Annotated in this window: 22 protein-coding genes; 16 read left to right on the top strand and 6 right to left on the bottom strand. The window is 70.4% G+C overall.

What is annotated here, in order from left to right; translation table 11 throughout:
• The 5 genes from ABZ070_RS14190 to ABZ070_RS14170 form a co-directional block, all read left to right on the top strand.
• A partial coding sequence (locus ABZ070_RS14190) for a cbb3-type cytochrome c oxidase subunit I (RefSeq protein ID WP_356633434.1) occupies window positions 1–774 on the top strand: 774 nt, incomplete at its 5' end.
• Window positions 771–1139, top strand: a complete 369-nt coding sequence (locus ABZ070_RS14185) for a hypothetical protein (protein WP_356633432.1) — start codon at window positions 771–773, stop codon at window positions 1137–1139. The genes ABZ070_RS14190 and ABZ070_RS14185, both read left to right, overlap by 4 nt.
• A 96-nt stretch (window positions 1140–1235) precedes the next feature.
• Window positions 1236–2198, top strand: coding sequence for an oxygenase MpaB family protein (locus tag ABZ070_RS14180; protein ID WP_356633440.1), 963 nt, complete (start codon window positions 1236–1238; stop codon window positions 2196–2198).
• Window positions 2199–2289: 91 nt separating this feature from the next.
• Window positions 2290–3153 carry a PP2C family protein-serine/threonine phosphatase gene (locus ABZ070_RS14175; protein ID WP_356633430.1) on the top strand — a complete coding sequence of 288 codons (864 nt, stop codon included), beginning with the start codon at window positions 2290–2292 and terminating at the stop codon, window positions 3151–3153.
• Window positions 3154–3216: 63 nt separating this feature from the next.
• The gene (locus tag ABZ070_RS14170) at window positions 3217–4215 is read left to right on the top strand and encodes an MASE1 domain-containing protein (RefSeq protein ID WP_356633428.1); all 999 of its coding nucleotides are present in this window, start codon (window positions 3217–3219) and stop codon (window positions 4213–4215) included.
• A gap of 13 nt (window positions 4216–4228) precedes the next feature.
• Here ABZ070_RS14170 and ABZ070_RS14165 read toward each other — a convergent pair whose 3' ends face one another.
• Both ABZ070_RS14165 and ABZ070_RS14160 read right to left on the bottom strand, forming a co-directional pair.
• Window positions 4229–5071: an SMP-30/gluconolactonase/LRE family protein gene (locus ABZ070_RS14165; RefSeq protein WP_356633426.1), complete on the bottom strand. Its 843-nt coding sequence runs from the start codon at window positions 5069–5071 to the stop codon at window positions 4229–4231.
• Window positions 5068–5838, bottom strand: coding sequence for an IclR family transcriptional regulator (locus ABZ070_RS14160; RefSeq protein WP_356633424.1), 771 nt, complete (start codon window positions 5836–5838; stop codon window positions 5068–5070). The genes ABZ070_RS14165 and ABZ070_RS14160 overlap by 4 nt, the downstream gene beginning before the upstream one ends.
• A gap of 204 nt (window positions 5839–6042) precedes the next feature.
• On the opposite strand from ABZ070_RS14160, the gene ABZ070_RS14155 reads away from it, so the two are divergent.
• From ABZ070_RS14155 to ABZ070_RS14125, 7 genes are all read left to right on the top strand, one after another.
• Window positions 6043–7197 (top strand): mandelate racemase/muconate lactonizing enzyme family protein, encoded by a 1155-nt coding sequence (locus tag ABZ070_RS14155; protein WP_356633422.1) that lies wholly within the window; start codon window positions 6043–6045, stop codon window positions 7195–7197.
• The gene (locus ABZ070_RS14150; protein WP_356633420.1) at window positions 7173–8204 is read left to right on the top strand and encodes an alcohol dehydrogenase catalytic domain-containing protein; all 1032 of its coding nucleotides are present in this window, start codon (window positions 7173–7175) and stop codon (window positions 8202–8204) included. Before ABZ070_RS14155 ends, ABZ070_RS14150 begins: the two co-directional genes overlap by 25 nt.
• A gap of 98 nt (window positions 8205–8302) precedes the next feature.
• Complete coding sequence (locus ABZ070_RS14145) at window positions 8303–9271, top strand: hypothetical protein (RefSeq protein ID WP_356633418.1); 969 nt, start codon at window positions 8303–8305, stop codon at window positions 9269–9271.
• A 4-nt stretch (window positions 9272–9275) separates the two neighbouring features.
• A complete protein-coding gene (gene chvE / locus ABZ070_RS14140) occupies window positions 9276–10430 on the top strand; it encodes a multiple monosaccharide ABC transporter substrate-binding protein (RefSeq protein WP_356633416.1) in 1155 nt (384 codons plus the stop codon).
• 17 nt (window positions 10431–10447) lie between these two features.
• Window positions 10448–11983, top strand: coding sequence for a multiple monosaccharide ABC transporter ATP-binding protein (gene mmsA / locus ABZ070_RS14135; RefSeq protein WP_356633438.1), 1536 nt, complete (start codon window positions 10448–10450; stop codon window positions 11981–11983).
• Between the two features lie 9 nt (window positions 11984–11992).
• Window positions 11993–13222, top strand: a complete 1230-nt coding sequence (gene mmsB / locus ABZ070_RS14130; RefSeq protein ID WP_356633414.1) for a multiple monosaccharide ABC transporter permease — start codon at window positions 11993–11995, stop codon at window positions 13220–13222.
• A 107-nt stretch (window positions 13223–13329) separates the two neighbouring features.
• The gene (locus ABZ070_RS14125) at window positions 13330–13854 is read left to right on the top strand and encodes a hypothetical protein (RefSeq protein WP_356633412.1); all 525 of its coding nucleotides are present in this window, start codon (window positions 13330–13332) and stop codon (window positions 13852–13854) included.
• Between the two features lie 141 nt (window positions 13855–13995).
• Here ABZ070_RS14125 and ABZ070_RS14120 read toward each other — a convergent pair whose 3' ends face one another.
• On the bottom strand, window positions 13996–16668 hold the full coding sequence (locus tag ABZ070_RS14120; RefSeq protein WP_356633436.1) for a SpoIIE family protein phosphatase: 2673 nt from the start codon (window positions 16666–16668) through the stop codon (window positions 13996–13998).
• Between the two features lie 154 nt (window positions 16669–16822).
• Here ABZ070_RS14120 and ABZ070_RS14115 point away from each other — a divergent pair, with 154 nt between their 5' ends.
• Window positions 16823–17395: a YdeI/OmpD-associated family protein gene (locus tag ABZ070_RS14115; RefSeq protein WP_356633410.1), complete on the top strand. Its 573-nt coding sequence runs from the start codon at window positions 16823–16825 to the stop codon at window positions 17393–17395.
• A 35-nt stretch (window positions 17396–17430) separates the two neighbouring features.
• Here ABZ070_RS14115 and ABZ070_RS14110 read toward each other — a convergent pair whose 3' ends face one another.
• Window positions 17431–18267 carry an alpha/beta hydrolase gene (locus ABZ070_RS14110; RefSeq protein ID WP_356633408.1) on the bottom strand — a complete coding sequence of 279 codons (837 nt, stop codon included), beginning with the start codon at window positions 18265–18267 and terminating at the stop codon, window positions 17431–17433.
• Window positions 18268–18420: 153 nt separating this feature from the next.
• Window positions 18421–19176 carry a hypothetical protein gene (locus ABZ070_RS14105; protein WP_356633406.1) on the bottom strand — a complete coding sequence of 252 codons (756 nt, stop codon included), beginning with the start codon at window positions 19174–19176 and terminating at the stop codon, window positions 18421–18423.
• 234 nt (window positions 19177–19410) lie between these two features.
• Here ABZ070_RS14105 and purN point away from each other — a divergent pair, with 234 nt between their 5' ends.
• Window positions 19411–20034, top strand: a complete 624-nt coding sequence (gene purN, locus ABZ070_RS14100; protein ID WP_356633404.1) for a phosphoribosylglycinamide formyltransferase — start codon at window positions 19411–19413, stop codon at window positions 20032–20034.
• On the top strand, window positions 20031–21593 hold the full coding sequence (gene purH / locus ABZ070_RS14095) for a bifunctional phosphoribosylaminoimidazolecarboxamide formyltransferase/IMP cyclohydrolase (RefSeq protein ID WP_356633402.1): 1563 nt from the start codon (window positions 20031–20033) through the stop codon (window positions 21591–21593). The genes purN and purH overlap by 4 nt, the downstream gene beginning before the upstream one ends.
• Before the next feature lie 208 nt (window positions 21594–21801).
• Here the strand turns inward: purH and ABZ070_RS14090 are convergent, their stop codons facing one another.
• Complete coding sequence (locus ABZ070_RS14090) at window positions 21802–22332, bottom strand: hypothetical protein (RefSeq protein ID WP_356633400.1); 531 nt, start codon at window positions 22330–22332, stop codon at window positions 21802–21804.
• Window positions 22333–22591: 259 nt separating this feature from the next.
• Here ABZ070_RS14090 and ABZ070_RS14085 point away from each other — a divergent pair, with 259 nt between their 5' ends.
• Window positions 22592–23461, top strand: coding sequence for a bifunctional methylenetetrahydrofolate dehydrogenase/methenyltetrahydrofolate cyclohydrolase (locus ABZ070_RS14085; RefSeq protein WP_356633398.1), 870 nt, complete (start codon window positions 22592–22594; stop codon window positions 23459–23461).
• Window position 23462: the final 1 nt, after the last annotated feature.

The raw sequence follows: 23462 nt of genomic DNA, 5'->3' as shown, positions 1-23462 counted from the left end.
TTCTCCTTCATGACGTTCCTGATCGCCGTTCCGACGGGTGTGAAGTTCTTCAACTGGATCGGAACGATGTGGAAGGGCTCGTTGTCCTTCGAGACGCCGATGCTGTGGTCGATCGGCTTCCTGGTGACGTTCCTGTTCGGTGGCCTGACCGGCATCATTCTCGCCTCGCCGCCGTTGGACTTCCATGTCTCCGACTCGTACTTCGTCGTCGCGCACTTCCACTACGTCGTCTTCGGCACCGTGGTGTTCGCGATGTTCGCCGGATTCCACTACTGGTGGCCGAAGTTTACGGGCAGGATGCTGGACGAGCGGCTCGGCAAGATCACGTTCTGGACGCTGTTCATCGGCTTCCACGGCACGTTCCTGGTGCAGCACTGGCTGGGCGCGGAGGGAATGCCGCGCCGTTACGCGGACTACCTCAACATGGACGGCTTCACGGCGCTGAACACCATCTCGACGATCGCCTCGTTCCTGCTCGGGCTGTCGATGCTGCCGTTCATGTACAACGTCTGGAAGACGGCGAAGTACGGGAAGATGGTCGAGGTCGACGACCCGTGGGGCTACGGCCGTTCGCTCGAGTGGGCAACGTCCTGCCCGCCACCCCGGCACAACTTCACCACCCTCCCCCGCATCCGCTCCGAGTCCCCCGCCTTCGACCTGCACCATCCGGGTATCGCGACGCTCGACCACGTGACCGACGCGGGCCGGCGCGACGTCTACGAGCCGGGGCAGGGAGTTGCTCCGCCGCTCGGCGACGGCAAGAACGAGAGGTGAGCGGTCCGGTGCGGCAGCGGGAGACCGAATCCGAGATCGCCGAGGGGATCGCGCGGATCGAGGGCTATCTGCTCGCCCGGAGCCATGTGCAGGAGGCCGAACGGGATGCGGAGGCGTTCGCCGACCGGCTGCCCTGGCTGACCACCGGGCAGCGCGAGGAGGTCGTCCGCGTCTACACCGGGGACCGCATCGCGGTGTCACGGCGCGTCCTTGCGGCGCTGGTGGCACGGTCCCAGGAGCTGCGTGCGGAGTACACGGCCCGCTACGAGGAGCTCAGGCGCCGTCTGCTCTGCGCGAGCGTCGCGGCACTGCTCGGCTCAGCGGCCCTGTGCGTGTTCGCGGGATTCCTGGCCACCCACCGTTAGGGGCTTCGTGAGCGGGGGCCTGCGGTGCCGTGAGCCGGGGGTGTGCCGTCGGCTCACGGCAGGGCTTTACGCCCGGGCGATACTGGTGGGATGAGCATGTCTGCGCTCAGAGCGCCCTGCCTTCGGCAACGCCTCGGCAGCAGCCTCTCCGCGCGCGTCGCGGGACCGTCCGGCCCCACGACGCGCGCGCGGATCCACGACACTCCGGGGCCCCGGTGGTTCGGCCCCGACCGGCCCATCCGTACCGTCCACGGCGACGCCTCGATGTTCATCGGCGGCCTGAGCGCTCTGCTGCTCCAGACCTTGCACCCGCTGGCCATGGCGGCCGTGGCGGCCCACTCCGGCTACCGGGGCGACCCGTGGGGACGGCTCCAGCGGACCAGCACGTTTCTGGCCGTGACGACGTACGGAACGGCCGACGACGCGCAGCACGCGGTGGACAGGGTCCGGGCAGTCCACGAGCGGGTGACCGGCACCACGGGGACCGGTGAGGCCTACCGTGCCTCCGACCCCCATCTCCTGGCCTGGGTGCACGTCGCGGAGGTCGACTGCTTTCTGCGCGCCCACCAGCGCTACGGCGCCCATCCGCTGGACGCCGCCGGCTGTGACGCCTACATCGCCGACACGGCAAGGGTGGCGACGGCGCTGGGCGTCGTCGACCCACCGCACGACCGGCGGGAGCTGGCCGAACGGCTGGCCGCCTATCGCGGCGAACTCCGGCCCACCGAGCAGGCCCAGGAGGCGACCCGCTTCATACTGCTCCATCCGCCGCTGCCCTGGGCGGCCCGTGCCCCGTACGCGCTCCTGGCGGCGAACGCGGTTTCCATGCTGCCGACGTGGGCACGCAAGCCGCTCGGCCTGCCGCATCTGCCCGCCGTCGAGCGGTCCTGTGTGCGGCTCGGCGGGATCGCGCTGACCCGCACGATCCGATGGGCCATGGCGCCGCCTGCCCGGACCTGCGACACAGACGGCCAGGAACCGGCCGCTGTGAAGGACCCGGCGCACCGGGTGCCCTGCGAGGACCGTCCGCGCGCGGACCGCCCGGCGCAAATACAATGAACGCGGGCTCCAGTCCCAGCCGATCCGGGTCCACCGTGCGCCGCGCGAGTGACCGGGCCGGTCGACCTTCGGACGCAGCTCGGAGAGGTCCATGACCCGGCGCCGTCCCCTGCGATCGGCGACCGCCGACGAGATGCTGACCACCCTTGGACGGCTCACGGACCGTGTGCGCCAAGGCGCGGAGCGGCAGCAGGCCCGGGTCGAACTGGCCGAGGCGCTGCAGCGTTCGATGCTCCCCGCCGGCCTTCCCGCCGTCCCGGGGCTGCGGGTCGCCGCCGCGTACGCACCGGCGCGCAACGGTCTCGACATCGGCGGTGACTGGTACGACGGTTTCGTGCTGCCGGACGGCTCCCTCGGCTTCTCCATCGGCGACGTGCAGGGCCACGACGTGGAGGCCGCCGCCTTCATGGGGCAGGTACGCATCGGACTGCGCGCCGTGGCCACCGCCACCCCCGACCCCGGCGAAGTGCTCCGCCGGGCCAACGAACTGCTGCTGTCCGTGGACCACGGGCTCTTCGCGACCTGCAGCTTCCTCCGTTACCACCCGGCCACCGGCGAGCTGGAGAGCGCCCGTGCGGGGCATGTGCCCGCCGTGTGGGCGACGGCCGCCGGGGACGGCGGGATCGTCGAGGAGGAGGCCGGTGTGCCGCTCGGCATCCTGCCCGGCGAGCTGTACCCGGTCCAGCGGCGCCGGCTGTCCAGCGGCGGCGCGTTCGTCCTGCTGACCGACGGTGTCGTGGAAGGGCCCTCGTATCCCCTCGAGGCGGGGCTGGAGGCGGTCACCCGGCTGGTCCGTTCCGCGGTGCAGCAGGACGTGGACGCGGAGGAACTGGCCGCGCAGGTGATGGAGGCGGCGGCGCTGACCGAGCACACGGACGACGCGGCGGTCCTGGTCCTGCTCCACGACCCGGTGGAAGCCGCCGCGGCAGTGCGGGACGCATCGGGCATCGGATAGATCCGGGCGCGCGCCGCGCGTGTCACGCGGACTCGGCGGCGCGGACGCTGTGTGATGAAAGGCGTGGTCCGGAGCGAGCAAGTCCGACGTACGGCCGCAGCGCTGCTGCGGATCCTCGCCGTTGCCGCCGCCTACTGCGTCGGCGGGCAGATCGGCCTGCTTCAGCAGGTGGTCGTGGAGGGGGCGGTGGTCACGCCGCTGTGGCCGCCCACGGGCATCGCCCTGACCTGTCTGCTGTGGCTGGGGATCGGGGTGTGGCCCGGGATCGCCATCGGCACGGTGGTCACCATCGCCACCATCAACTCCATGGACATCGGGTCCCTCGGCATCGTGGCCGGGAACACGATCGCGCCTGTGGCCGCCTATCTGATGCTCCGGCGGATCGGCTTCCGGACGGAGCTCGACCGGCTGCGCGACGGTCTCGCGCTCATCTTCCTCGGCGCACTGGGCGGCATGCTGGTCAGCGCGACGCTCGGTGCGGGAAGCCTGCTGGTGAACGGCTCCCTGCCGCTCGGCGAGTTCTGGGCGGTGTGGTCGGCATGGTGGGCCGGGGACGCGATGGGGGTCCTCGTGATCACGCCGGTTCTGCTCGTACTGCGCCGGGCCCGGATCCCCCGTGTGACCCGCCCCTACTGGTGGACGGAGGCCACTGCCCTCACGGTGGCGTCCCTGGTCGTCACGGTGATCGCGACCCGGGTCGAGCTGGCGCTTCTGTTCCTGGTGTTCCCCGTGCTGATCTGGGCCGCCCTGCGTTTTCAGCTGCCCGGCTCCGCCCCGTGCGCACTGATGATCTCGGTGGTGGCGATCGGGGCGGCCACGGACGGTGCCGGCCCGTTCGCCGACCGCTCCGTTCTCGAGGTCATGATCATTCTCCAGGCTCTCAACGGATGTGCGGCTCTGACCGGCCTGCTGCTGGCGGCGATCATCACCGAGCAGATCGGCGTCCGCCGCAAGATCGAGGTCGCGTGTGCGGCGCTGGCCGAGGTCGTCGACCAGATCGCGCCGGGCGAGACGGCACACCTGTGGCCGCCCTACGAGAGCCGCCCGCGCCTGGAGGATTAGGGCCCTCGGGTTCTCAGCCCCCGAACGCGGCGGCGGGCATCCCCACTCCCGCGCCCGGCACCACCAACAGGGAGCCGGAGAGCGGGTGCGGGCGGGCGAGACCCGTGCGGGCGGTCGTGATGTACAGGTCGCGGAGCCCGGGGCCTCCGAAGGCGCAGGCGGTGGGGCGGCGTACGGGGAGTTCGAGAGTGCGGTCCAGGTCGCCTCGCGGGGTGTATCTGCACAGCCTGGCACCGTCCCAGAAGGCGACCCAGACACAGCCGTCGGCATCGACGGTGAGGCCGTCCGGGAAGCCGGCGCCGGGCTCGACGGTGACGAACGACCGCCGGTCGAGGGGCCGTTCGCCGGACATCCGGCAGACGTCGATGCGACGGGTCGGGCTGTCGACGTAGTACATCAGCGAGCCGTCCGGGCTCCAGCCGGTGCCGTTGCTGACGGCCACGCCGCCGAACACCTCGGTGACGGTGCCGTCGGGTGCGACGCGCAAGAGGCTGCCGCCGTCGGCCTTCTCGTCGTAGCGCATGGTGCCCGCCCACAGGGCCCCGTCAGCGGCGACGGCCGCGTCGTTGCCGCGCCGGCCCGGAACCGGTCGGCGGGCCAGCCAGGAGAACGCGCCGTCGGTGTCGTACAGGCCGACGCCCTCCCGGAGGTTGACCACCAGGCCCCCGCCGGCCCGGGGCTTGGCAGCACCCACGTGCTGCTCGGTGGTCATGACGCTGCGGCGGCCGCCGGCAGGGTCGTAGGTGTGGACCCGGCAGCCCAGGATGTCGACCCATATGAGCCGCCCGGTCGCGGGGTCCCAGGTGGGGCCCTCCCCCAGCGTGGCCCGTTCCCGTACCGCGACCTCCGCCCTCACCGGGTACCCCGGTGACCGAGGCGTACGGACAGGTCCCTGGCGCCCTTGTCGGCCAGCTCGGCGAGCTCGCTCCCGCGCTCCTCGCTCCAGCGGATCACGGGCACGGAGATGGACAGGGCGGCGACGACCCGGCCCGCACTGTCGCGCACGGGAGCCGCGACGCAGCTGACGTCCGGGTTGGACTCACGGTGCTCGACGGCGATGCCGCGCTCGCGGATCCCGGCGAGAGCGGCGCGCAGCTCGTCGGGATCGGTGAGGCTGTCGGGTGTCATCGCGATCAGTTCCCTGCCCTCGATGCGGGCGTCGAGCTCGTCCGCCGGGAGGGAGGCCAGCAGCATCTTCCCGACGGAGGTGCAGTGTGCCGGCAGTCTGCGGCCGGCGGCGGAGACCATGCGGACCGCATGGGTGGAGTCGACCTTCGCGATGTAGATGACGTCGGTGTCCTCGAGGATCGCGACATGCACGGTCTCGTCGCAGGTCTCCGCCACCTCGCGCGCCACCCGCCCGCCCTCCGCGGCCAGGTCGAGCTGCTCGGCGTAACGGCTGCCGAGTTGGTAGGTGCGCACTCCGAGGCGGTACTGGCCCGGCTGCTCCGGCACGGTGACCAGGTAGGAGCGGGCGGCGAGCGTGGTGAGCAGCTCGTGCACGGTGGTGCGCGGCAGTTGCAGCTTGCGGGTGACTTCCGGTGCCGAGAGGGGCCCGTCGCACTCCAGGAACAACTCGAGTATGTCGAAAGCCCTCGTCACCGCGGGGACAAGGCGTCCCATGGCCGCCACCCACTCCCTGTTCGATACTCCGGCCAATGGCCGATATGACGAACGCAGGCTATCCGCGGGGCAGTCGGCCCGGCAATGGTCCCGCCGGAACAGCCGCCGCGCATCCCATTGACACCCCATCGGCACGCTGATTACGGTCACGCCAGCATTTCGAACGTATGACGAAATCTCGAACAGACCCGAGGGGCAACTGCCGTGCGCATCACGGGAATCAGCACTCATGTCGTCGGGACCCCCTGGCGCAACCTCACCTATGTGCTCGTCCACACCGACGAAGGACTCACCGGCGTCGGAGAGACACGGATGCTCGGCCGCACCGACGCACTGATCGGCTATCTCCGGGAGGCGGAGGCCAACCACATCGCCGGATCCGACCCGTTCGCGGTAGAGGACCTGGTGCGACGGATGAAGTACGGCGACTACGGGCGGGCCGGCGAGATCGTCATGTCCGGCATCGCCTGTGTGGAGACCGCCTGTTGGGACATCAAGGGCAAGGCGCTGGGCGTGCCGGTCTGGCAGCTCCTCGGCGGCAAGGTGACCGACCGGGTCAAGGCGTACGCCAACGGCTGGTACACCACGGAGCGGACGCCGGAGGCGTACCACAAGGCCGCCGCCGAGGTCGTGGCCCGGGGCTACCGCGCGCTGAAGATCGACCCGTTCGGCACCGGCCACTACGAGCTGGACCATGAACAGCGTCTGTACGCCGTGTCGTTGATCGAGGCGGTCCGTGACGCGATCGGGCCGGACACCGAGCTGATGCTGGAGATGCACGGGCGGTTCAGCCCGTCGACGGCGGTGCGCCTGGCCCGCGAACTGGCCTCCTTCCGGCCCGCCTGGCTGGAGGAGCCGGTGCCTCCGGAGAACCTCAAGGCGCTCAAGAAGGTCGCGGACAAGGTGGACCTGCCGGTCGCCACGGGCGAGCGCATCCACGACCGGATCGAGTTCCGGGAGCTGTTCGAGTCCCAGGCGGCCGACATCATCCAGCCGGACGTGGGCCACATCGGCGGCATCCTGGAGACCCGCAAGCTGGCGGCAACGGCGGAGACGCACTACATGCTCGTCGCCCCGCACAACGTCGGCGGCTCGGTGCTCACCGCGGCCTCGCTGCAACTCGCCGCCTGCACACCGAACTTCAAGATCCTGGAGCACTTCAACGACTTCGCCGACGCGGAGATCAAGAAGGTGGTCAAGGGTGCGCCCGCCGTCGATCCCGCGACCGGCTGCTTCGAGGTGTCGCACGCCCCGGGCCTCGGTGTCGAGCTGGACGTGGCGGCCGCGGCCGAATTCCCGCAGCAGAAGGCCCGGTTCGACCTCTGGGCCGAGGGATGGGAACAGAGGGCGCCGAAGTGAGCCGTTCACTGATCGTCGACCGGCCCGGCGCGCACCGCCTGGTGCGCCGCGAGGTCCCGGTGCCCGGCCCCGGCGAGGTCCTGGTGCGGGTCGCGGCGGCCGGGATCTGCATGAGCGACCGCGAGGTCTACGACGGCCGCCGCGACGCAGGCTACGTCCGCTATCCGGTCGTTCCCGGCCATGAGTGGTCGGGAATCGTGGAAGCCGTGGGTAAGGGCGTGGACCCCGCCCTCACCGGCCGCGGGACCGTCGCGGAGGGGTTCCGGGCATGCGGCGTCTGCGAGCGCTGCCGGTGCGGCGAGACAAGTCTGTGCGACGGCGGATACGCCGAGACCGGATTCACCGAGCCGGGCGCGTTCGCCGATCATCTGACGCTGCCCGCCCGGTTGTTGCATCCACTGCACGACGACGCCGACCTGCGGGCCGCGGCCCTGCTGGAGCCCGCCGCCGTGGTCGCCGCGGCCGTACGGGCCGGGCGGCCCGGCCCCGGGGAGCGGATCGCGGTGGTCGGCGCGGGCACCCTCGGCCTGCTCGCCGTGCAGCTGCTGGCCGCGTCGTCGCCGGCCGAGCTCACCGTGGTCGACCCCCGCGGGGCGCGGGGCGAGCAGGCGCTGCGGTTCGGGGCGAGTGAGGCGCTGAGCCCCGAGGAGTCCACGTGCGCGCGGGGCCGTTTCGACCTTGTGGTGGAGACCGCGGGGGCGTCGACCACGGCGGCCGCCGCCTGCCTGCTGGCGCGTCGGGGCGGCCGGGTGGTGCTCACCGGCATGTTCACCCCCGGCGCGGACGGCATCGACCCCGTACATCTCTCGGTGAGCCAGCTGGAGATCCGGAGCGTCTTCGGCGCGCCGTCTTCCGCCTGGTCGGATGCCGTGCGGGCGTTCCGGCTCGGGCTGATCGATCCGGCTCCGCTGATCACGCACGAGTATCCGCTGGAGCGCTTCGACGAGGCCATCGCCCTGGTCGGTGCCGGCGACCCGAAGACCGGAAAGGTTCTGCTGCGCCCGTAGGACGCTCTGGGAACTCCGCACGTGCGCCGGGCCGAAGGCCGCCCTTCCCACCGCGCCCTCCCCTCCTTCACTTCCGACAGACCGAACTTGGGAGTCCCGTGACCGCCCCGTCAGCAGCTCGCCGCCCCGGCGGCGAAGCCCTCGCCCGCATCGGCCATCCCGTCCCCGCCCTCGATCCGGCCGACGCCTCGCCGCACACGTTCCCCGACGGCGGTACCTGGCGCACGGAGATCCCCTCGGTGGAGGGCCCGGAAGCGTTGGCCGTCGTCCTCAAGGAGAGCTCACGCCTGGACGTGCCCGTCCACCGCATCAGTCAGGGCAGCGGCGTATGGATGCTCACCGACGACGAGATCACCGAGATGGCGGAGTCCTGCGCCGAGCGCGGCATCGAGCTCTGCCTGTTCACCGGGCCGCGCGGCACCTGGGACATCGGGGCCGCCACCCGTACCGAGTCGGGCGGTGCCGGACTCCGCGCCCGAGGGCACGACGCACTCGCAGGCTGCGTCGAAGACGCTCTGCGGGCCGCCCGGCTGGGGGTGCGCTGTCTGCTCGTCGCCGACGAGGGCGTGCTGTGGACGTTGCACCGGCTGCGCGCCGCGGGTCAGCTGCCCGCCGACACCACGTTCAAGCTGTCCGCGCTCGCCGGCCCCGTCAACCCCGCCTCCTACGCCGTCTACGAGCACCTCGGCGCCGACTCCCTCAATGTGCCATCCGACCTGACCCTGGACCACCTCACCGAGATCCGCCGGATCAGCCGCGCCCCGATGGACATGTACATCGAGGCGCCCGACGACCTCGGCGGATACATCCGGATGTACGAGGCGGCCGAGCTGATCCGGCGCGGCGCCCCGATCTACCTCAAGTTCGGCCTCAGCCGGTCGTCCGGCATCTACCCGTACGGCGCCCAGATGCGCGACCACACGCTCGCCACCGCACGTGAGCGCGTCCGGCGCGGCCGTCTCGCGCTCGACCTGCTGGCCCGGCTCGGTGCGGACGGCGGGATGTCGCCGCTCGGTTCCCGGCTGCCGGGCGAACTCCGCCGTTTCGCCGTCCCGGAAGGGGACTGAGTCCATGACCACCCGCACCCGCATCCGCCGCCTCCCACGCCCGCGCCCCCGCGGCGCGCGCATCACCGCCGCCGCGGCACTAAGCACGCTGCTCACCGTTGCGCTCACCGCCTGTGGCCAGGAGGCCAGAGGCGGCAGCCGCTACCAGGCAGACGACGGCAAGGGCGGCACGATCGGCCTGGCGATGCCCACCAAGTCCTCGGAGCGATGGATCGCCGACGGGCGCAACATGGCCGAGCAGTTCCAGAAGGCCGGCTACAAGACCGACCTGCAGTACGGCGACGACAAGGTGGAGAACCAGATCGCCCAGCTCGAGAACATGATCACCAAGGGGCGCCGGCTCCTGGTCGTCGCCGCCATCGACGGGTCGGCCCTCACCGAGGTCCTCCAGCGCGCGCACGACGCCAGGATCCCCGTGATCTCCTACGACCGCCTCATCATGGGGACGGAGAACGTCGACTACTACGCCTCGTTCGACAACGAGCGGGTCGGCGAACTGCAGGCCCGCTACATCGTCGACCGGCTGGAACTCGGCCGGCCCGACAAGGACGCGGACGAGAAGCACACGATCGAACTGTTCGCGGGCTCCCCGGACGACAACAACACCACGTACTTCTGGAACGGCGCCATGAAGGTGCTCCAGCCGTACTTCGACAGCGGGCAGCTCGTCGTACGCAGCAGGCAGACGAAGATGAGCCAGGCCACGACGCTGCGCTGGGACGGCGGTACCGCGCAGAAGCGGATGGACGACCTGATCAGCAAGAGCTACGCCGAGGAGCGCGTCGACGCGGTCCTCTCGCCGTACGACGGGATCTCGATCGGCGTCATCTCCGCGCTCAAGAGCGCCGGTTACGGCACGAAGCGTCTGCCGCTGCCGGTCGTCACCGGGCAGGACGCCGAGCTGGCCTCGGTGAAGTCGATCCTCCGCGGCGAGCAGACCCAGACGGTGTTCAAGGACACCCGCAAACTCGCCGCTCAGACCGTGCGGATGGGCGACGCGGTGCTGAACGGAAAGAAGCCGCAGGTCAACAACACGACCGACTACAACAACGGCACGAAGACCGTGCCGTCCCAGCTGCTGGACCCGGTCAGTATCGACAAGGCCAACACCCAGCTCCTCGTCGACGAGGGGTACTTCACGGCAGGGCAGCTCAAGTGACGCGGCCTCTGCTGGAGATGCGGAGCATCACCAAGACGTTCCCGGGCGTGACGGCGCTCTGTGATGTGAACCTGTCCGTGCGGGCCGGGGAGGTCCACGCCGTCTGCGGCGAGAACGGCGCGGGCAAGTCGACGCTGATGAAGGTGCTCAGCGGCGTGCACGAGCACGGCAGCTACGAAGGCGAGATCCACTTCGAGGGCGAGCCGGTGGCCTTCAAGGACATCAGGGCCGGCGAGCGGCACGGCATCGTGATCATTCATCAGGAGCTGGCGCTCGTCCCTCACCTGTCGATCGCCGAGAACATCTTCCTCGGCAACGAGCGGGCCTCGCGCGGCATCGTCGACTGGAACGGCACGCTGCACGAGGCGAGCAAGCTGCTCCAGCGCGTGGGGCTGAGGGAGAAGCCGCAGACTCCCGTCGCCGACCTCGGCGTGGGCAAGCAGCAACTGGTGGAGATCGCCAAGGCCCTGGCGAAAGAGGTGAAACTGCTCATCCTCGACGAGCCGACGGCCGCGCTCAACGACGAGGACAGCGCCAAGCTCCTCGCTCTGATCCTGGAGCTGCGCGCCCAGGGCATCGCGAGCATCATCATCTCCCACAAGCTGGGGGAGATACGGACGATCGCCGACTCGGTGACGATCCTGCGCGACGGACGGACCATCGAGACCCTCACGGTCCGTGAGACCCCGGACGCCGAACCCCGGCTGTCCGAGGACCGGATCATCCGCGGCATGGTCGGCCGGGAACTGGACCACCGCTTCCCCGACCGTACGCCCTGCACGCACGAGGCGGCCGGCCAGGTCGCCCTCGAAGTCGAGGGATGGACGGTCCGGCATCCGGTCGACCAGCACCGCCTGGTCGTCGACGATGTGTCGCTGACCGTGCGCCGCGGGGAGATCGTGGGCATCGCCGGCCTGATGGGCGCGGGCCGCACCGAAATCGCCATGTCCGTCTTCGGCCGCTCCTACGGACGCTACGTCGGCGGAACGGTACGGGTGGGCGGCCGCGAAGTGACCACCAGGACCGTGCCCGCGGCGATCGAGGCCGGTATCGCGTACGTCACCGAGGACCGCAAGCAGTACGGCCTGAACCTCATCGACAGCATCAACCGCAACATCTCACTGGCCTCGCTGCCGGGCATGCGCCGCCGCGGCGTCGTCGACGAGCACCACGAGCGGTCCGTCGCCGAGCGCTACCGGAAGTCGATGAACATCAAGGCCCCTACGGTCTTCGAGCAGGTGGGCCGGCTCTCCGGCGGCAACCAGCAGAAGGTCGTCCTGAGCAGGTGGATCCACGCCGACCCCGAGGTGCTGATCCTCGACGAACCGACCAGAGGGATCGACGTCGGCGCCAAGTACGAGATCTACACCGTCATCGACAGGCTCGCGGGGCAGGGCAAGGCAGTCCTGTTCATCTCCTCCGAACTGCCGGAGCTCCTCGGGATGTGCGACCGGATCTACACGATGGCCGAGGGCAGGCTGACCGGCGAGGTCGGCCGCGCGGAGGCCACACAGGAAGTCCTGATGCGTCACATGACCATGAACAGAAGCTGAGGCCCCGCCATGACGACCACGACCACTCCCCCCAAGGACGCGTCCCCCGCGCCGTCCGGCCCGCAGACGGCGGGCGCGCTCCTCATCCGCTCCGTACGTGCCAACATGCGTCAGTACGGCATGCTCGTCGCCCTCGCCTTCATCGTCGTCCTGTTCCAGATCTGGACCGACGGCACACTGCTGCTGCCGAACAACGTCTCCAACCTGATCCAGCAGAACGGCTACATTCTCATCCTGGCCATCGGCATGATGATCGTCATCATCTCCGGCCACATCGACCTGTCCGTCGGCTCGCTGGTCGCCTTCGTCGGCGCCATGTCGGCGGTGATGATGGTGAAACACGACATGCCCTGGGTGCTCGCCCTGGTCCTGTCGCTGCTGATGGGCGCGGTCGCCGGAGCATGGCAGGGCTTCTTCATCGCGTATGTCGGCATCCCGTCGTTCATCGTGACGCTGGCCGGAATGCTGCTGTTCCGCGGGCTGACACAGATCGTCCTCGAGGGACAGTCACTCGCGCCGTTCCCCGACGGCTTCCAGAACATGGCCAAGGGCTTCATCCCGGAGATGGGCCCGTACACGCAGTACCACAACCCGACACTCGTCCTCGGGCTCATGGCCGTCGTCTTCCTGCTGCTGCGCGAGTGGCGGGACCGCAAGCGCCAGCTCGCCTACGAACTCGAGGTTCTCCCGACCGGCCTGTGGGCGGCGAAGTGCGTGGCGACGACGGCCGCGGTGGTGGCCTTCACACTGACCCTCGCCAGTTTCCACGGTGTGCCGGTCGTCATGCTGATCATGTGCGGGCTGCTCATCGGGCTCGGCTACGTGATGCGCAACGCGGTCATCGGCCGGCACGTGTACGCACTCGGCGGCAACAAGGCGGCGGCGAAGCTGTCGGGCGTCAAGGACAAGCGGGTCACCTTCCTTATCTTCGTCAACATGGGCGTGCTCGCGGCACTCGCGGGCTGCGTGTACGCCGCGCGTCTGAACGCGGGCACTCCGCAGGCCGGCCTGAACTTCGAGCTCGAGGCGATCGCCGCCTCGTTCATCGGCGGCGCCTCGATGAGCGGCGGTGTCGGGACGGTCATGGGCGCGGTCATCGGCGGTCTGGTGCTCGGCGTGCTCAACAACGGAATGTCCCTCGTCGGCATCGGCACGGACTACCAGCAGGTCATCAAGGGTCTCGTGCTGCTGGCGGCGGTCGGGTTCGACGTGTGGAACAAGCGGAAGGCCGGCCGGTAGGGAGTTATCGGCAAGATTCTTCTGGTTTCCGTGCAACCAGGTGATTTCGCGGCGTGTCTCCCCTTGTGACACCACTGTCCCCGTATCAGAAGAAATGGGGGGACGCCATGCGCTACCGTCCACGCCTCGCGGCCGTCGCCGCCGGCATCCTTCTCACGGCCGGGATCGGAGCGACGATCCCCGCTTCCGCAGCCGCCCCGCAGCACGCGGCCCCGCAGGCCGCTCCGGCGACTGCTCTCGTCACCAACGCACGGTGGGGCGGCCACGGTTCCTTCGACCGGATCGTCGTCGATGTCCGCGGAAAGATGCCGCCGGTCACCGTGAAGGCGGTGAAGGAGCTTCGGTACGACGGCCTGGGCTCGAAGGTCCCGCTCGCCGGGAAGTACTTCCTGGAGATCCGCCTTTCGCCCGCGGCCGCCCACGACGACGCCGGCAGGTCCGTCTACAAGGGACCGAAGCTGACCAAGGTCTGGCTGCCCACGCTCAAGGGACTGGCCATGACGGGGGACTTCGAGGGAGTGGTCACCTTCGGCGCCGCCTTCGACACGAAGCCGGTGTTCACCACCCGCACGCTGCACTCGCCGGAGCGCTTCGTGCTCGACGTCCGTCCGGCGCCGGGGTGCGGGAGGTGAGGCAGACGGAGCGCCCCGGCCATACGGCGGCGGCGCTCCCTGGCCTGCGGGAGATCGGCACAGCACACGCTCGCTCGGCCTCAAAGGCCGTCGGTAGCCAACCCGAAGAGCCGACCTGAAACGGCGTCTTCCCGCAGGCCGTCACAGATCCGTCAGCTCGGGGTTCCACGCGAACGCCTCCGGCTCCCCGGCGCCCGGCGTCCGTTCCGACCAGATCACCTTCCCGCCGGCCGTGTAGCGGGTGCCCCAGCGTTCCGCGTACTGGGCGACGAGATACAGCCCGCGGCCGCCCTCGTCGGTGGTCGCCGCATACCGCAGATGCGGTGCCGTGCTGCTCCCGTCGGACACCTCGCAGATCAGGGTCCTGTCGTGCAGCATCCGGACCCGGATCGGCGCGCCGCCGTACCGGATCGCGTTGGTGACCAGCTCGCTGAGGATCAGCTCCATGGCGAAGGATTCCTCGTCGAGGCCCCGGTCGGTGAGCCATTGCGACACGCCCTTGCGGACCCCGGCCACGGCCGACGGTTCCGGCTCGACGTCCCATTCGCCGACCCGGGCGGGATCCAGCAGGCTCGTACCTGCCGCCAGGAGGACGGCGTCGTCCTCGGGAGGTGCGGGCAGCAGCGTGGCGATCACGTCCTCGCAGGTCTGCTCCGGGGTCCGCCGCCGTCCGGCCAGGGCGTCCCGCATCACCGCGAGACCGGTGTCCAGGTCGCGGTCCCGTGTCTCGAGGAGACCGTCGGTGCACAGAATCAGGCGGCTGCCCTCCGGCACCTGGACCTCCACCGCCTGGAAGGGCAGGCCGCCTACGCCCAGCGGCAGTCCGGCGGGCACCTCGGGAAACGAGACCGTGCCGTCCGGCAGCACCAGCACGGGCCCCGGGTGCCCCGCCCGGGCCACGGAGAAGCTACCGGCCACCGGGTCGTAGATCCCGTACAGGCACGTCGCCCCGGTGATCTCCACGCGCTCCTCCGCCCCCGTCCGTGCCTGCTGGTCGACGCGGACGATCAATTCGTCGATGCGCGCGAGGAGTTCGTCGGGCGGCAGATCCAACGAGGAGAAGTTGAGCACCGCCGTGCGCAGCCGTCCCATCGTCGCGGCCGCGTGCAGGCCGTGCCCCACCACGTCGCCCACGACCAGGGCCACCCTCGCCCCCGGCAACGTGATGACATCGAACCAGTCACCGCCCGCGCCGGCCTCGGCGGGCAGATAGCGGAAGGCCACGTCGAGCGCGTTCTGCTCGGGCAGACCGCTCGGCAGCAGACTGCGCTGCAGTGTCACCGCCATCTCGTGCTCGCGGGTGTAGCGGCGGGCGTTGTCGACGCTGACGGCGGCCCTGGCCACCAGCTCCTCGGCGAAGGACCGGTCGTCCTCGTCGAACGGATCCGGGTTCTGGGCGCGCCAGAAGTTCGCCGTCCCGAGGACGGCCCCGCGCGCATGCAGCGGAACGGACAGCAGGGAGTGGAATCCGTACGCGAGGATCCGCGCCGCGTGCTCGGGATCCTGCTGCCACCCCGGCTCCGCGGCCAGCTCCGGCACCAGCACGGTGTGGCCGTGCACCACACCCGACGCCGACGGGGTGGCGGGGAAGAATCCGACGGTCCGCCCGATCGCGTGGAAGGGATGGTCCTCGCGCACGCCCGCGATGGCGGTACGGCGCATGTCGATCACGGCGTCGGTGGGCGCCGCCGGTTCCTCGCCCCGCAGCACGGGCTCGGCGAGGTCCACCGTGGCGAAGTCCGCGAAGCGCGGGACCGCCACCTCCGCCAGCTCCTCCGCGGTCCGGGTCACGTCGAGCGTCGCGCCGATACGCGACCCGGCCTCGTAGAGCAGGAGCAACCGCTCCCGCACCTCCGCGGCCCGGCCGGCGAGAACGGTCAGTTCGGTCGTGTCCCGCAGGGTCGCGACCGTCCCGGCATGGGCTCCGTGTTCGTCGGTCGGCCTCAGGTTGACCGCCAGCAGCCGGTCACCGGCCATGAGGACCTCGTCCGACACCGTCCGCCCCGACCCCAGCAGCTCCGCCGTGGCCGGGTCGAGGCCCACCTCGGTGACCGGGCGGCCTTCCGCGTCCGCGGACAGCTGCAGCAGCCGGCGCGCCTCGTCGTTGACCAGGCGGAGCCGCCCGTCCTCGCCGATGATCAGCACGCCTTCCCGTACGGCGTGCAGCACCGCGTCGTGATGCTCGTACAGTCTCGTCATCTCGGCGGGGTCGAGCCCGTGGGTCTGCCGCCGCAGGCGCCGGCTGACCAGCGCCGCGCCGCCCGCGGTCAGCGCGAGCGCGGCAACGGCGGTGCCGAGGAGCACCGGTACGTCGCGGTAGGCCAGCTTGTTGACGTTCTCCACCGTGATTCCCACCGACACCACGCCGGCGACCGAGCCGTCGGCGCGGTGAACGGGCACAACGGCGTTCACGGCGGGCCCGCGGCTGCCCGCGAAGGTACTGGTGAAGCCGCGGCCCTCGATCGCCTCCTTGTACGGGCCTATGATGTGTTTCCCGATCAGCGAGGGGTCGGGGTGGGTGTAGCGGAACCCACGGCGGTCGGCGACGACGACGTACTCGACGTCGGTGCTCCTGCGGGTCGCCTCCGCGAGCGGCTGCAGGACCGCGGTGGGATCCCTGCCGTCCATGGCCGCCGCGATACCCGGCGAGTGCGCGAACGCCTCGGCGATGCCGAACGACCGGGCCCGGGCCTCCTGAACCGCTGCCCGGCGGCCCTGCAGCACCAGCGACGCCGCGGCGGCGGCCACGAGCACCACCACCAGTGCCAGCTCCAGCAGAAAGACCTGACCGGCAACGGTGCGCGAGCCGAGCAGCGAGCGGAGGCCCCGGCGTGGCCGGGGGCTCGATGACCGGGAGCTCGATGACCGGGGCCCAGCCACGAATCGACCGAAGGCGCCCATGTCACCTTTCCTACCACGGTTGGCGGGCCCCCGTTCAACCACGCCCGGAGCCACTAATCTGAGCCGTATGGATGAGATCGACGGAGTGGAGATCATCGCCTTCCCGGACGCCGAGGCGTTCGAGAACTGGCTGGCCGAGCACCACACACGCCACGAGGGGGTGTGGATCAAGGTGGCCAAGAAGAAGTCCGGCATCCCCTCGGTCTCCGACGGAGAACTCGTCGACATCGGGCTCTGCTACGGCTGGATCTCCGGGCAACGGCGGTCCTGCGACGAGCAGTACTTCCTGCAGAAGTACGTGCCGCGGCGCCCCAAGAGCCTCTGGTCGCAGGTGAACGTGGACAAGGTGGCCGTGCTGACGGCCGACGGGCGGATGCGCGAGCCGGGACTGGCCGAGGTGCGCAGGGCCCAGGCGGACGGGCGGTGGGCGTCTGCGTACGAGTCGCAGAAGACGGCGACGGTACCGCCCGACCTCGACGCGGCGCTCGACACCGACCCCGAGGCCAGGAAGGCATTCGAGGCGCTCGATCGGACCGGCCGCTACCTGGCCGTCCTGCCGCTGCTTCAGGCCCTGACGCCGGAGCAGCGGCGAGCCCGGCTGGAGCGGACCCTGCGGGCGCTTGTGGCGGGCGCGGGGTAAGGGGCCGGCCCCCGCACACCGACTACCCGCTCCGTTCAACGGGCAAGGAAGTCGAGCAGTGCCTTGTTGAACTGCTCGGAATGGGTGACGTTCAGCCCGTGGGGGGCGCCTTCGATCAGTGTGAGTGTGCTGCCGGGGATCTCCTTGTAAGAGCGCTTGCCGCTGACCTCGAAGGGCACGATGCGGTCGCTGTCGCCGTGGATGATCAGAGTGGGCACGTCCACGGCGGCCAGATCGGCGCGGAAGTCGGTGCGCGCGAAGGCTCTGATGCAGGCGAGGGTCCCTTTGGGGGACGCCACGGCGGCCAGGCCCACGTTGTAGGTGTGCTGGGCGGGGCTGATGAGGTCGGTGCGGTCACCCGCCTGGAAGAAGTTGGTGACGAAGCCGTCCAGGAAGGCCGGGCGGTCTTCCACGACGCCGTTCTCGAACTCGGCGATGGTGGCGTCGTCCAGGCCGCCGTCCGGGTTGTCGTCCGACTTGTAGAGGCAGGGCGGTACGGCGGCTGCCAGGACCGCCTGCTTGACACGTCCGGTGCCGTAGATGCTGATGTAGCGCACCACCTCACCCCCGCCCATGGAGAAGCCGACCAGTGTCGCGTGGTTGAGGTCGAGGTGGACGAGCAGGGCTCCGAGGTCGTCGGCGAGGGTGTCGTAGTCGTAGCCGTCCCACGGCTGTGACGACTGGCCGAATCCCCGCCGGTCGTACGTGATGACGCGATATCCGGCTTCCACCAGCGGCCCGATCTGCTTCTCCCAGGACCGGCCGCTGAGCGGCCAGCCGTGGATCAGCACGACCGGCCGGCCTTGGCCGTAGTCCTCGTAGTGAAGCTCGACCGTGGCGTCCTGCGCCGTGCTCAGTTCGACCGTCGGCATGGATTCCGCTTCCTTTCCTCGCGATCAGAGGCGTATTCGCCCACAGTGCCACAGGCGGACGACGTGAATAGTGCATGACCACACCGACCGGCATTCCTGACGCCGGGCCCGAAAGAGTGAACTCCCCGCCCTGCACCGGCTCCGTTCACATGGCTACGGGAGCTCCTCGTTGCAGGCCAGCTGGCCCGACTTCGTCAGGGCGTCGTTCACGCAGGTGTAGTAGTCGCGGTAGACCAGCTGCGCCGTGAACGAGGCCGCCACGATCAGCAGTGCGATGCTCGCCATCACCAGTCCGCTCACCGCCGAGGTGATCTGCGGCTTGCCGCCCGACGTGGCGGCGGAAGCGGGGGCGTGGGGCGGCGGGGGCGGGGCGTTCGGCGGGATGCCGCCCGTCGTCAGGGCGTCGGCGGACACCCGGCGCTGGGGCTTGGCCCGCAGGGAGCTGATGCCCCAGTACAGCGCGAGAGCGCCCAGCAGCAGAGCGATCTCGGCGAAGTCGAAGACCGCGAAGAAGAACGCCCACATACCCGACAGCAGGGCGTACCGCGCCCGCCGCTGGGCCGGGTCGGTCGGGTCCCAGCGCATGCCGCCGGTGCCGCCCGGCTGCCCGCCCGAGCCGCCGTTCCCCTCAGAGCCGGGGCGGCTGCCGAAGCCCCCCGAGGAGCGGCCGGGCTGGCGGCTGCTCCACTGGCTGCCCCGGTTGGAGCCCGAGCCGGAGCTGCCCTCGTCGGGCGAGTCCGCTGAGCCGGACGAGTCGTCCGAGGGCGAGCCGTCGCCCGACGACGGGTGGCGAGGCTGCCACGGCTGGTCCGGCCTGCCCTCCGGCGGTGGCGCGAAGGGGTTGTTGTCGTCCGTGGACTGGCGCTCCCGCGGCAACAGGAGGTCCGTACGGCGGCGTCGGTCCGGCATCTGGTGAACGTCTTCCCCTCGTCATGCCCTGATCGGGCCCGTCTGGCGCGGGCTCTGCCCCCAGACGCTACCTTCCGGCCACGCCCCCGTCCCGTGGGGGCCGTTCTGTGTGCCGGTATCGTTGCTGACGGTCGACCCCTTCGTAGAGTTCCCCGTATCCGGGGATGCGACTCGTTCGTACGACCGCACAAAGTCGCACCGTATGCCGCACCGTAACGCGAAAAGAGTCCCTCTGTGGCTGCCGCCCGCCTCGTCGTCCTGGTCTCCGGGTCAGGGACGAATCTTCAGGCCCTTCTCGACGCGATCGCCGCCGACCCGGACGGATTCGGGGCACAGATCGTCGCCGTGGGCGCGGACAGGGCGGGCATCGCCGGTCTCGAGCGCGCGGAGCGCGCGGGCGTGCCGACCTTCGTCTGCCGGGTGCAGGACTTCGCCACCCGTGACGAGTGGGATGCGGCGCTCGCCGAGGCCACCGCCGCGTACGAGCCGGACCTCGTCGTCTCGGCCGGCTTCATGAAGATCGTGGGGAAGGAGTTCCTCGCGCGCTTCGGTGGGCGGTTCGTGAACACGCACCCCGCCCTGCTGCCCAGCTTCCCCGGAGCCCACGGCGTGCGCGACGCACTCGCGTACGGCGTCAGGGTCACCGGGTGCACCGTCCACTTCGTCGACGACGGTGTCGACACCGGGCCGATCATCGCGCAGGGCGTGGTCGAGGTCCGGGACGAGGACTACGCAGACGGTGGCGACGCTCTTCATGAGCGCATCAAGGAAGTCGAGCGAAGGCTGCTCGTCGATGTCGTGGGGCGCCTGGCCCGTAACGGCTACCGCATTGAGGGACGAAAGGTAATTATCCCGTGACCGCCGAATCCATGAAGCGGCCCATCCGTCGCGCGCTGGTCAGCGTCTACGACAAGACGGGGCTCGAGGCCCTCGCCCGCGGCCTGCACGAGGCGGGTGTCGAACTCGTCTCGACCGGCTCCACCGCCTCGAAGATCGCCGCCGCCGGTGTGCCGGTGACCAAGGTCGAGGAGCTGACCGGCTTCCCGGAGTGTCTGGACGGCCGGGTCAAGACGCTGCACCCGCGCGTGCACGCCGGCATCCTCGCCGACCTGCGTCTGGAGGATCACCGCAGCCAGCTCGCCGAGCTCGGCGTCGAGCCCTTCCAGCTGGTGATCGTGAACCTGTACCCGTTCAAGGAGACGGTCGCCTCCGGCGCCGGTCCGGACGAGTGCGTCGAGCAGATCGACATCGGCGGGCCCTCCATGGTCCGCGCCGCCGCCAAGAACCACCCCTCGGTCGCGGTCGTCACCAGCCCGGCCCGCTACGCGGACGTCCTGTCCGCGGTCAAGGACGGCGGCTTCGACCTCGCGGCACGCAAGCGGCTCGCGGCCGAGGCGTTCCAGCACACCGCCGCGTACGACGTGGCCGTGGCCTCCTGGTTCGCCTCGTCCTACGCCCCCGCCGACGAGTCCGAGTTCCCGGACTTCCTCGGTGCCACGTGGGAGCGCGAGAACGTGCTGCGCTACGGCGAGAACCCGCACCAGCCCGCCGCGCTCTACACCTCCGGCAGCGGCGGCCTGGCGCAGGCCGAGCAACTGCACGGCAAGGAGATGTCGTACAACAACTACACGGACACCGACGCCGCCCGTCGGGCCGCGTACGACCACTCCGAGCCGTGCGTCGCGATCATCAAGCACGCCAACCCGTGCGGCATCGCCGTCGGCGCGGACGTCGCGGAGGCGCACCGCAAGGCGCACGCCTGTGACCCGCTGTCCGCGTTCGGTGGTGTGATCGCGGTCAACCGCCCGGTGTCCGTGGCGATGGCCGAGCAGGTCGCCGAGATCTTCACCGAGGTGATCGTCGCGCCCGGCTACGAGGACGGCGCTGTCGAGGTCCTGGCCAAGAAGAAGAACATCCGGGTGCTGCGCGCCGAGGGCGCCCCGGCGAACCCGGTCGAGATCAAGCCCATCGACGGCGGTGCGCTGCTCCAGGTCACCGACCGTCTGCAGGCCGAGGGCGACGACCCGGCGAACTGGACGCTGGCGACCGGTGAGGCACTGTCCGCCGAGGAGCTCGCCGAGCTGGCCTTCGCCTGGCGGGCCTGCCGCGCGGTGAAGTCCAACGCGATCCTGCTCGCCAAGGACGGCGCCTCCGTGGGCGTCGGCATGGGTCAGGTCAACCGCGTCGACTCCGCGAAGCTCGCGGTCGAGCGGGCCGGCGAGGAGCGGGCGCGCGGCGCGTACGCCGCCTCGGACGCGTTCTTCCCGTTCCCGGACGGGCTGGAGATCCTGACCGCCGCGGGCGTCAAGGCCGTGGTGCAGCCGGGAGGTTCGGTCCGCGACGAGCAGGTCGTGGAGGCCGCGAAGAAGGCCGGCGTGACGATGTACTTCACGGGGACGCGCCACTTCTTCCACTGAGTGCGAGCGTGGACGGCCCGCCGGTCGCAAACCGGCGGGCCGTCCGTGTGCTCGGTGCGCCGGGCCGCTCAGCCGGTCGGGCTCAGGTCCGTGCAGCCTGCGGTCGGCCCACCGGTGCGACGAGATCCGGTTGTGGCACGAAACCGGGCCGGGAAAGGCCGAAGGCCGTGAACCCGTCGGGGGTCACGGCCTTCGGAGCGCCACGAGGTCAGTGCCGCGGGCGCTTGAACCAGTCGGCGGTCGCGCTCTTGGACGCGAACACGATCAGCAGGATCGCCACGATCAGGGTGATCAGGCCGATCGGGATGGTGAAGATGCCGCTGATGATGGCGAAGGCGCCGTAGACGATCGAGCAGACGCGGACGCCGTTGGCGCCGTTGGCGTACTTCAGCGCGAGGGCCAGGCCCAGCGCGGCGAAGACCAGGGAGAGCACCAGGAGGAAGCCGAGCACACCCTTGCCGAGGTCGGCGAAGGCTTCGCTCTCGGTGCCGTTCAGGTCGGCCGCGGCCTTGTCGAACTCCGAGATCGTGTAGCCGTAGAGAGCGGCGACCGCGAGCTGGCAGGCGACGATGACGTAGAGGAAGATGCGGGCGGCCTTGGTGATGCCGGGCATCTCGGTCGGACCGGCCGGGTAACCGCCGCCGTAGGGCTGCTGGACCGGCGGGGCCTGGGGGTAGCCGTAGCCGGGCTGCTGGCCCTGCTGCTGGCCGTAGGGGTTGTTCGGGTCGCCGAAGCTCATGGCGGGTTTCCTCCGTTGAAAGTGCGGGGACGACGCGGTCGGAGCGGAGGAACTGCACGACTGTCGATCTCTGTTGCCCCCCGGCACTGCCCGCGGCACTGCGCGGCTCATCGTCGTATCAACGTCGACTTTTTGTCCAGTCGGAATACGTAGGTGTTGTGCAAGTGCAACCTGTTGTGCTTGCGGGCCTCCGCCGGGGCGGTGCCCGCCCTGTGGGCCGGATTGGAACGAGGGAGGGTTCATCCGCGAGGATGGGTGCATGACTGCCCAGATTCTCGATGGCAAGGCCACCGCAGCCGCGATCAAGTCCGATCTGACCGCCCGCGTGGCGGCCCTCAAGGAGCGGGGTGTCACCCCCGGGCTCGGGACCCTTCTCGTCGGGGACGACCCCGGAAGCCGCTGGTACGTCAACGGCAAGCACCGCGACTGCGCGCAGGTCGGCATCGCCTCGATCCAGCGCGAACTGCCCGACACCGCCACGCAGGAGGAGATCGAGGCGGTCGTACGGGAACTCAACGAGAACCCCGAGTGCACCGGCTACATCGTCCAACTCCCGCTTCCCAAGGGCATCGACGCAAACCGGGTGCTGGAGCTGATGGATCCGGCCAAGGACGCGGACGGTCTGCACCCGATGAGCCTCGGCAAGCTGGTGCTCGGCGTCGAGGGGCCGCTGCCGTGCACCCCGTACGGCATCGTCCAGTTGCTGCGTCACCACGGGGTGGAGATCAAGGGTGCGAACGTGGTGGTCGTCGGGCGGGGCATCACCATCGGGCGGCCGATGCCGCTGGTGCTCACCCGCAAGTCCGAGAACGCGACGGTCACGCAGTGCCACACCGGTACGCGCGACCTGTCCGCCCACCTTCGGCAGGCCGACATCATCGTCGCGGCGGCCGGCGTGCCGCACCTGATCCAGCCCGAGGACGTCAAGCCGGGCGCGGCCGTCCTCGACGTCGGCGTCAGTCGTGACGAGAACGGCAAGATCGTCGGCGACGTCCACCCCGGTGTCGCGGAGGTGGCCGGCTGGGTCGCGCCGAATCCGGGCGGCGTCGGCCCGATGACGCGGGCGCAGCTGCTGGTGAACGTGGTCGAGGCGGCCGAGCGCGCCGCTTCCGCCGAGTCCGCGGTCTGAC

This window comes from Streptomyces sp. NPDC006283, from assembly GCF_040613325.1.
Classification (GTDB): domain Bacteria; phylum Actinomycetota; class Actinomycetes; order Streptomycetales; family Streptomycetaceae; genus Streptomyces.
The sequence above is the reverse complement of the archived record's forward strand: the minus strand, read 5'-3'. Positions and strand labels throughout refer to the sequence as shown.

Bases quoted from the DNA above. Each gene is read 5' to 3' on its own strand.
- ABZ070_RS14125 (WP_356633412.1), top strand. From the start codon at position 13,330: ATGCGCTACCGTCCACGCCTCGCGGCCGTCGCCGCCGGCATCCTTCTC.
- ABZ070_RS14180 (WP_356633440.1), top strand. From the start codon at position 1,236: ATGTCTGCGCTCAGAGCGCCCTGCCTTCGGCAACGCCTCGGCAGCAGC.
- chvE (WP_356633416.1), top strand. From the start codon at position 9,276: ATGACCACCCGCACCCGCATCCGCCGCCTCCCACGCCCGCGCCCCCGC.
- ABZ070_RS14085 (WP_356633398.1), top strand. From the start codon at position 22,592: ATGACTGCCCAGATTCTCGATGGCAAGGCCACCGCAGCCGCGATCAAG.
- ABZ070_RS14105 (WP_356633406.1), bottom strand. From the start codon at position 19,176: ATGCCGGACCGACGCCGCCGTACGGACCTCCTGTTGCCGCGGGAGCGC.
- ABZ070_RS14175 (WP_356633430.1), top strand. From the start codon at position 2,290: ATGACCCGGCGCCGTCCCCTGCGATCGGCGACCGCCGACGAGATGCTG.
- ABZ070_RS14160 (WP_356633424.1), bottom strand. From the start codon at position 5,838: ATGGGACGCCTTGTCCCCGCGGTGACGAGGGCTTTCGACATACTCGAG.
- ABZ070_RS14150 (WP_356633420.1), top strand. From the start codon at position 7,173: ATGGGAACAGAGGGCGCCGAAGTGAGCCGTTCACTGATCGTCGACCGG.
- ABZ070_RS14115 (WP_356633410.1), top strand. From the start codon at position 16,823: ATGGATGAGATCGACGGAGTGGAGATCATCGCCTTCCCGGACGCCGAG.
- ABZ070_RS14110 (WP_356633408.1), bottom strand. From the start codon at position 18,267: ATGCCGACGGTCGAACTGAGCACGGCGCAGGACGCCACGGTCGAGCTT.
- mmsB (WP_356633414.1), top strand. From the start codon at position 11,993: ATGACGACCACGACCACTCCCCCCAAGGACGCGTCCCCCGCGCCGTCC.
- ABZ070_RS14090 (WP_356633400.1), bottom strand. From the start codon at position 22,332: ATGAGCTTCGGCGACCCGAACAACCCCTACGGCCAGCAGCAGGGCCAG.
- mmsA (WP_356633438.1), top strand. From the start codon at position 10,448: ATGCGGAGCATCACCAAGACGTTCCCGGGCGTGACGGCGCTCTGTGAT.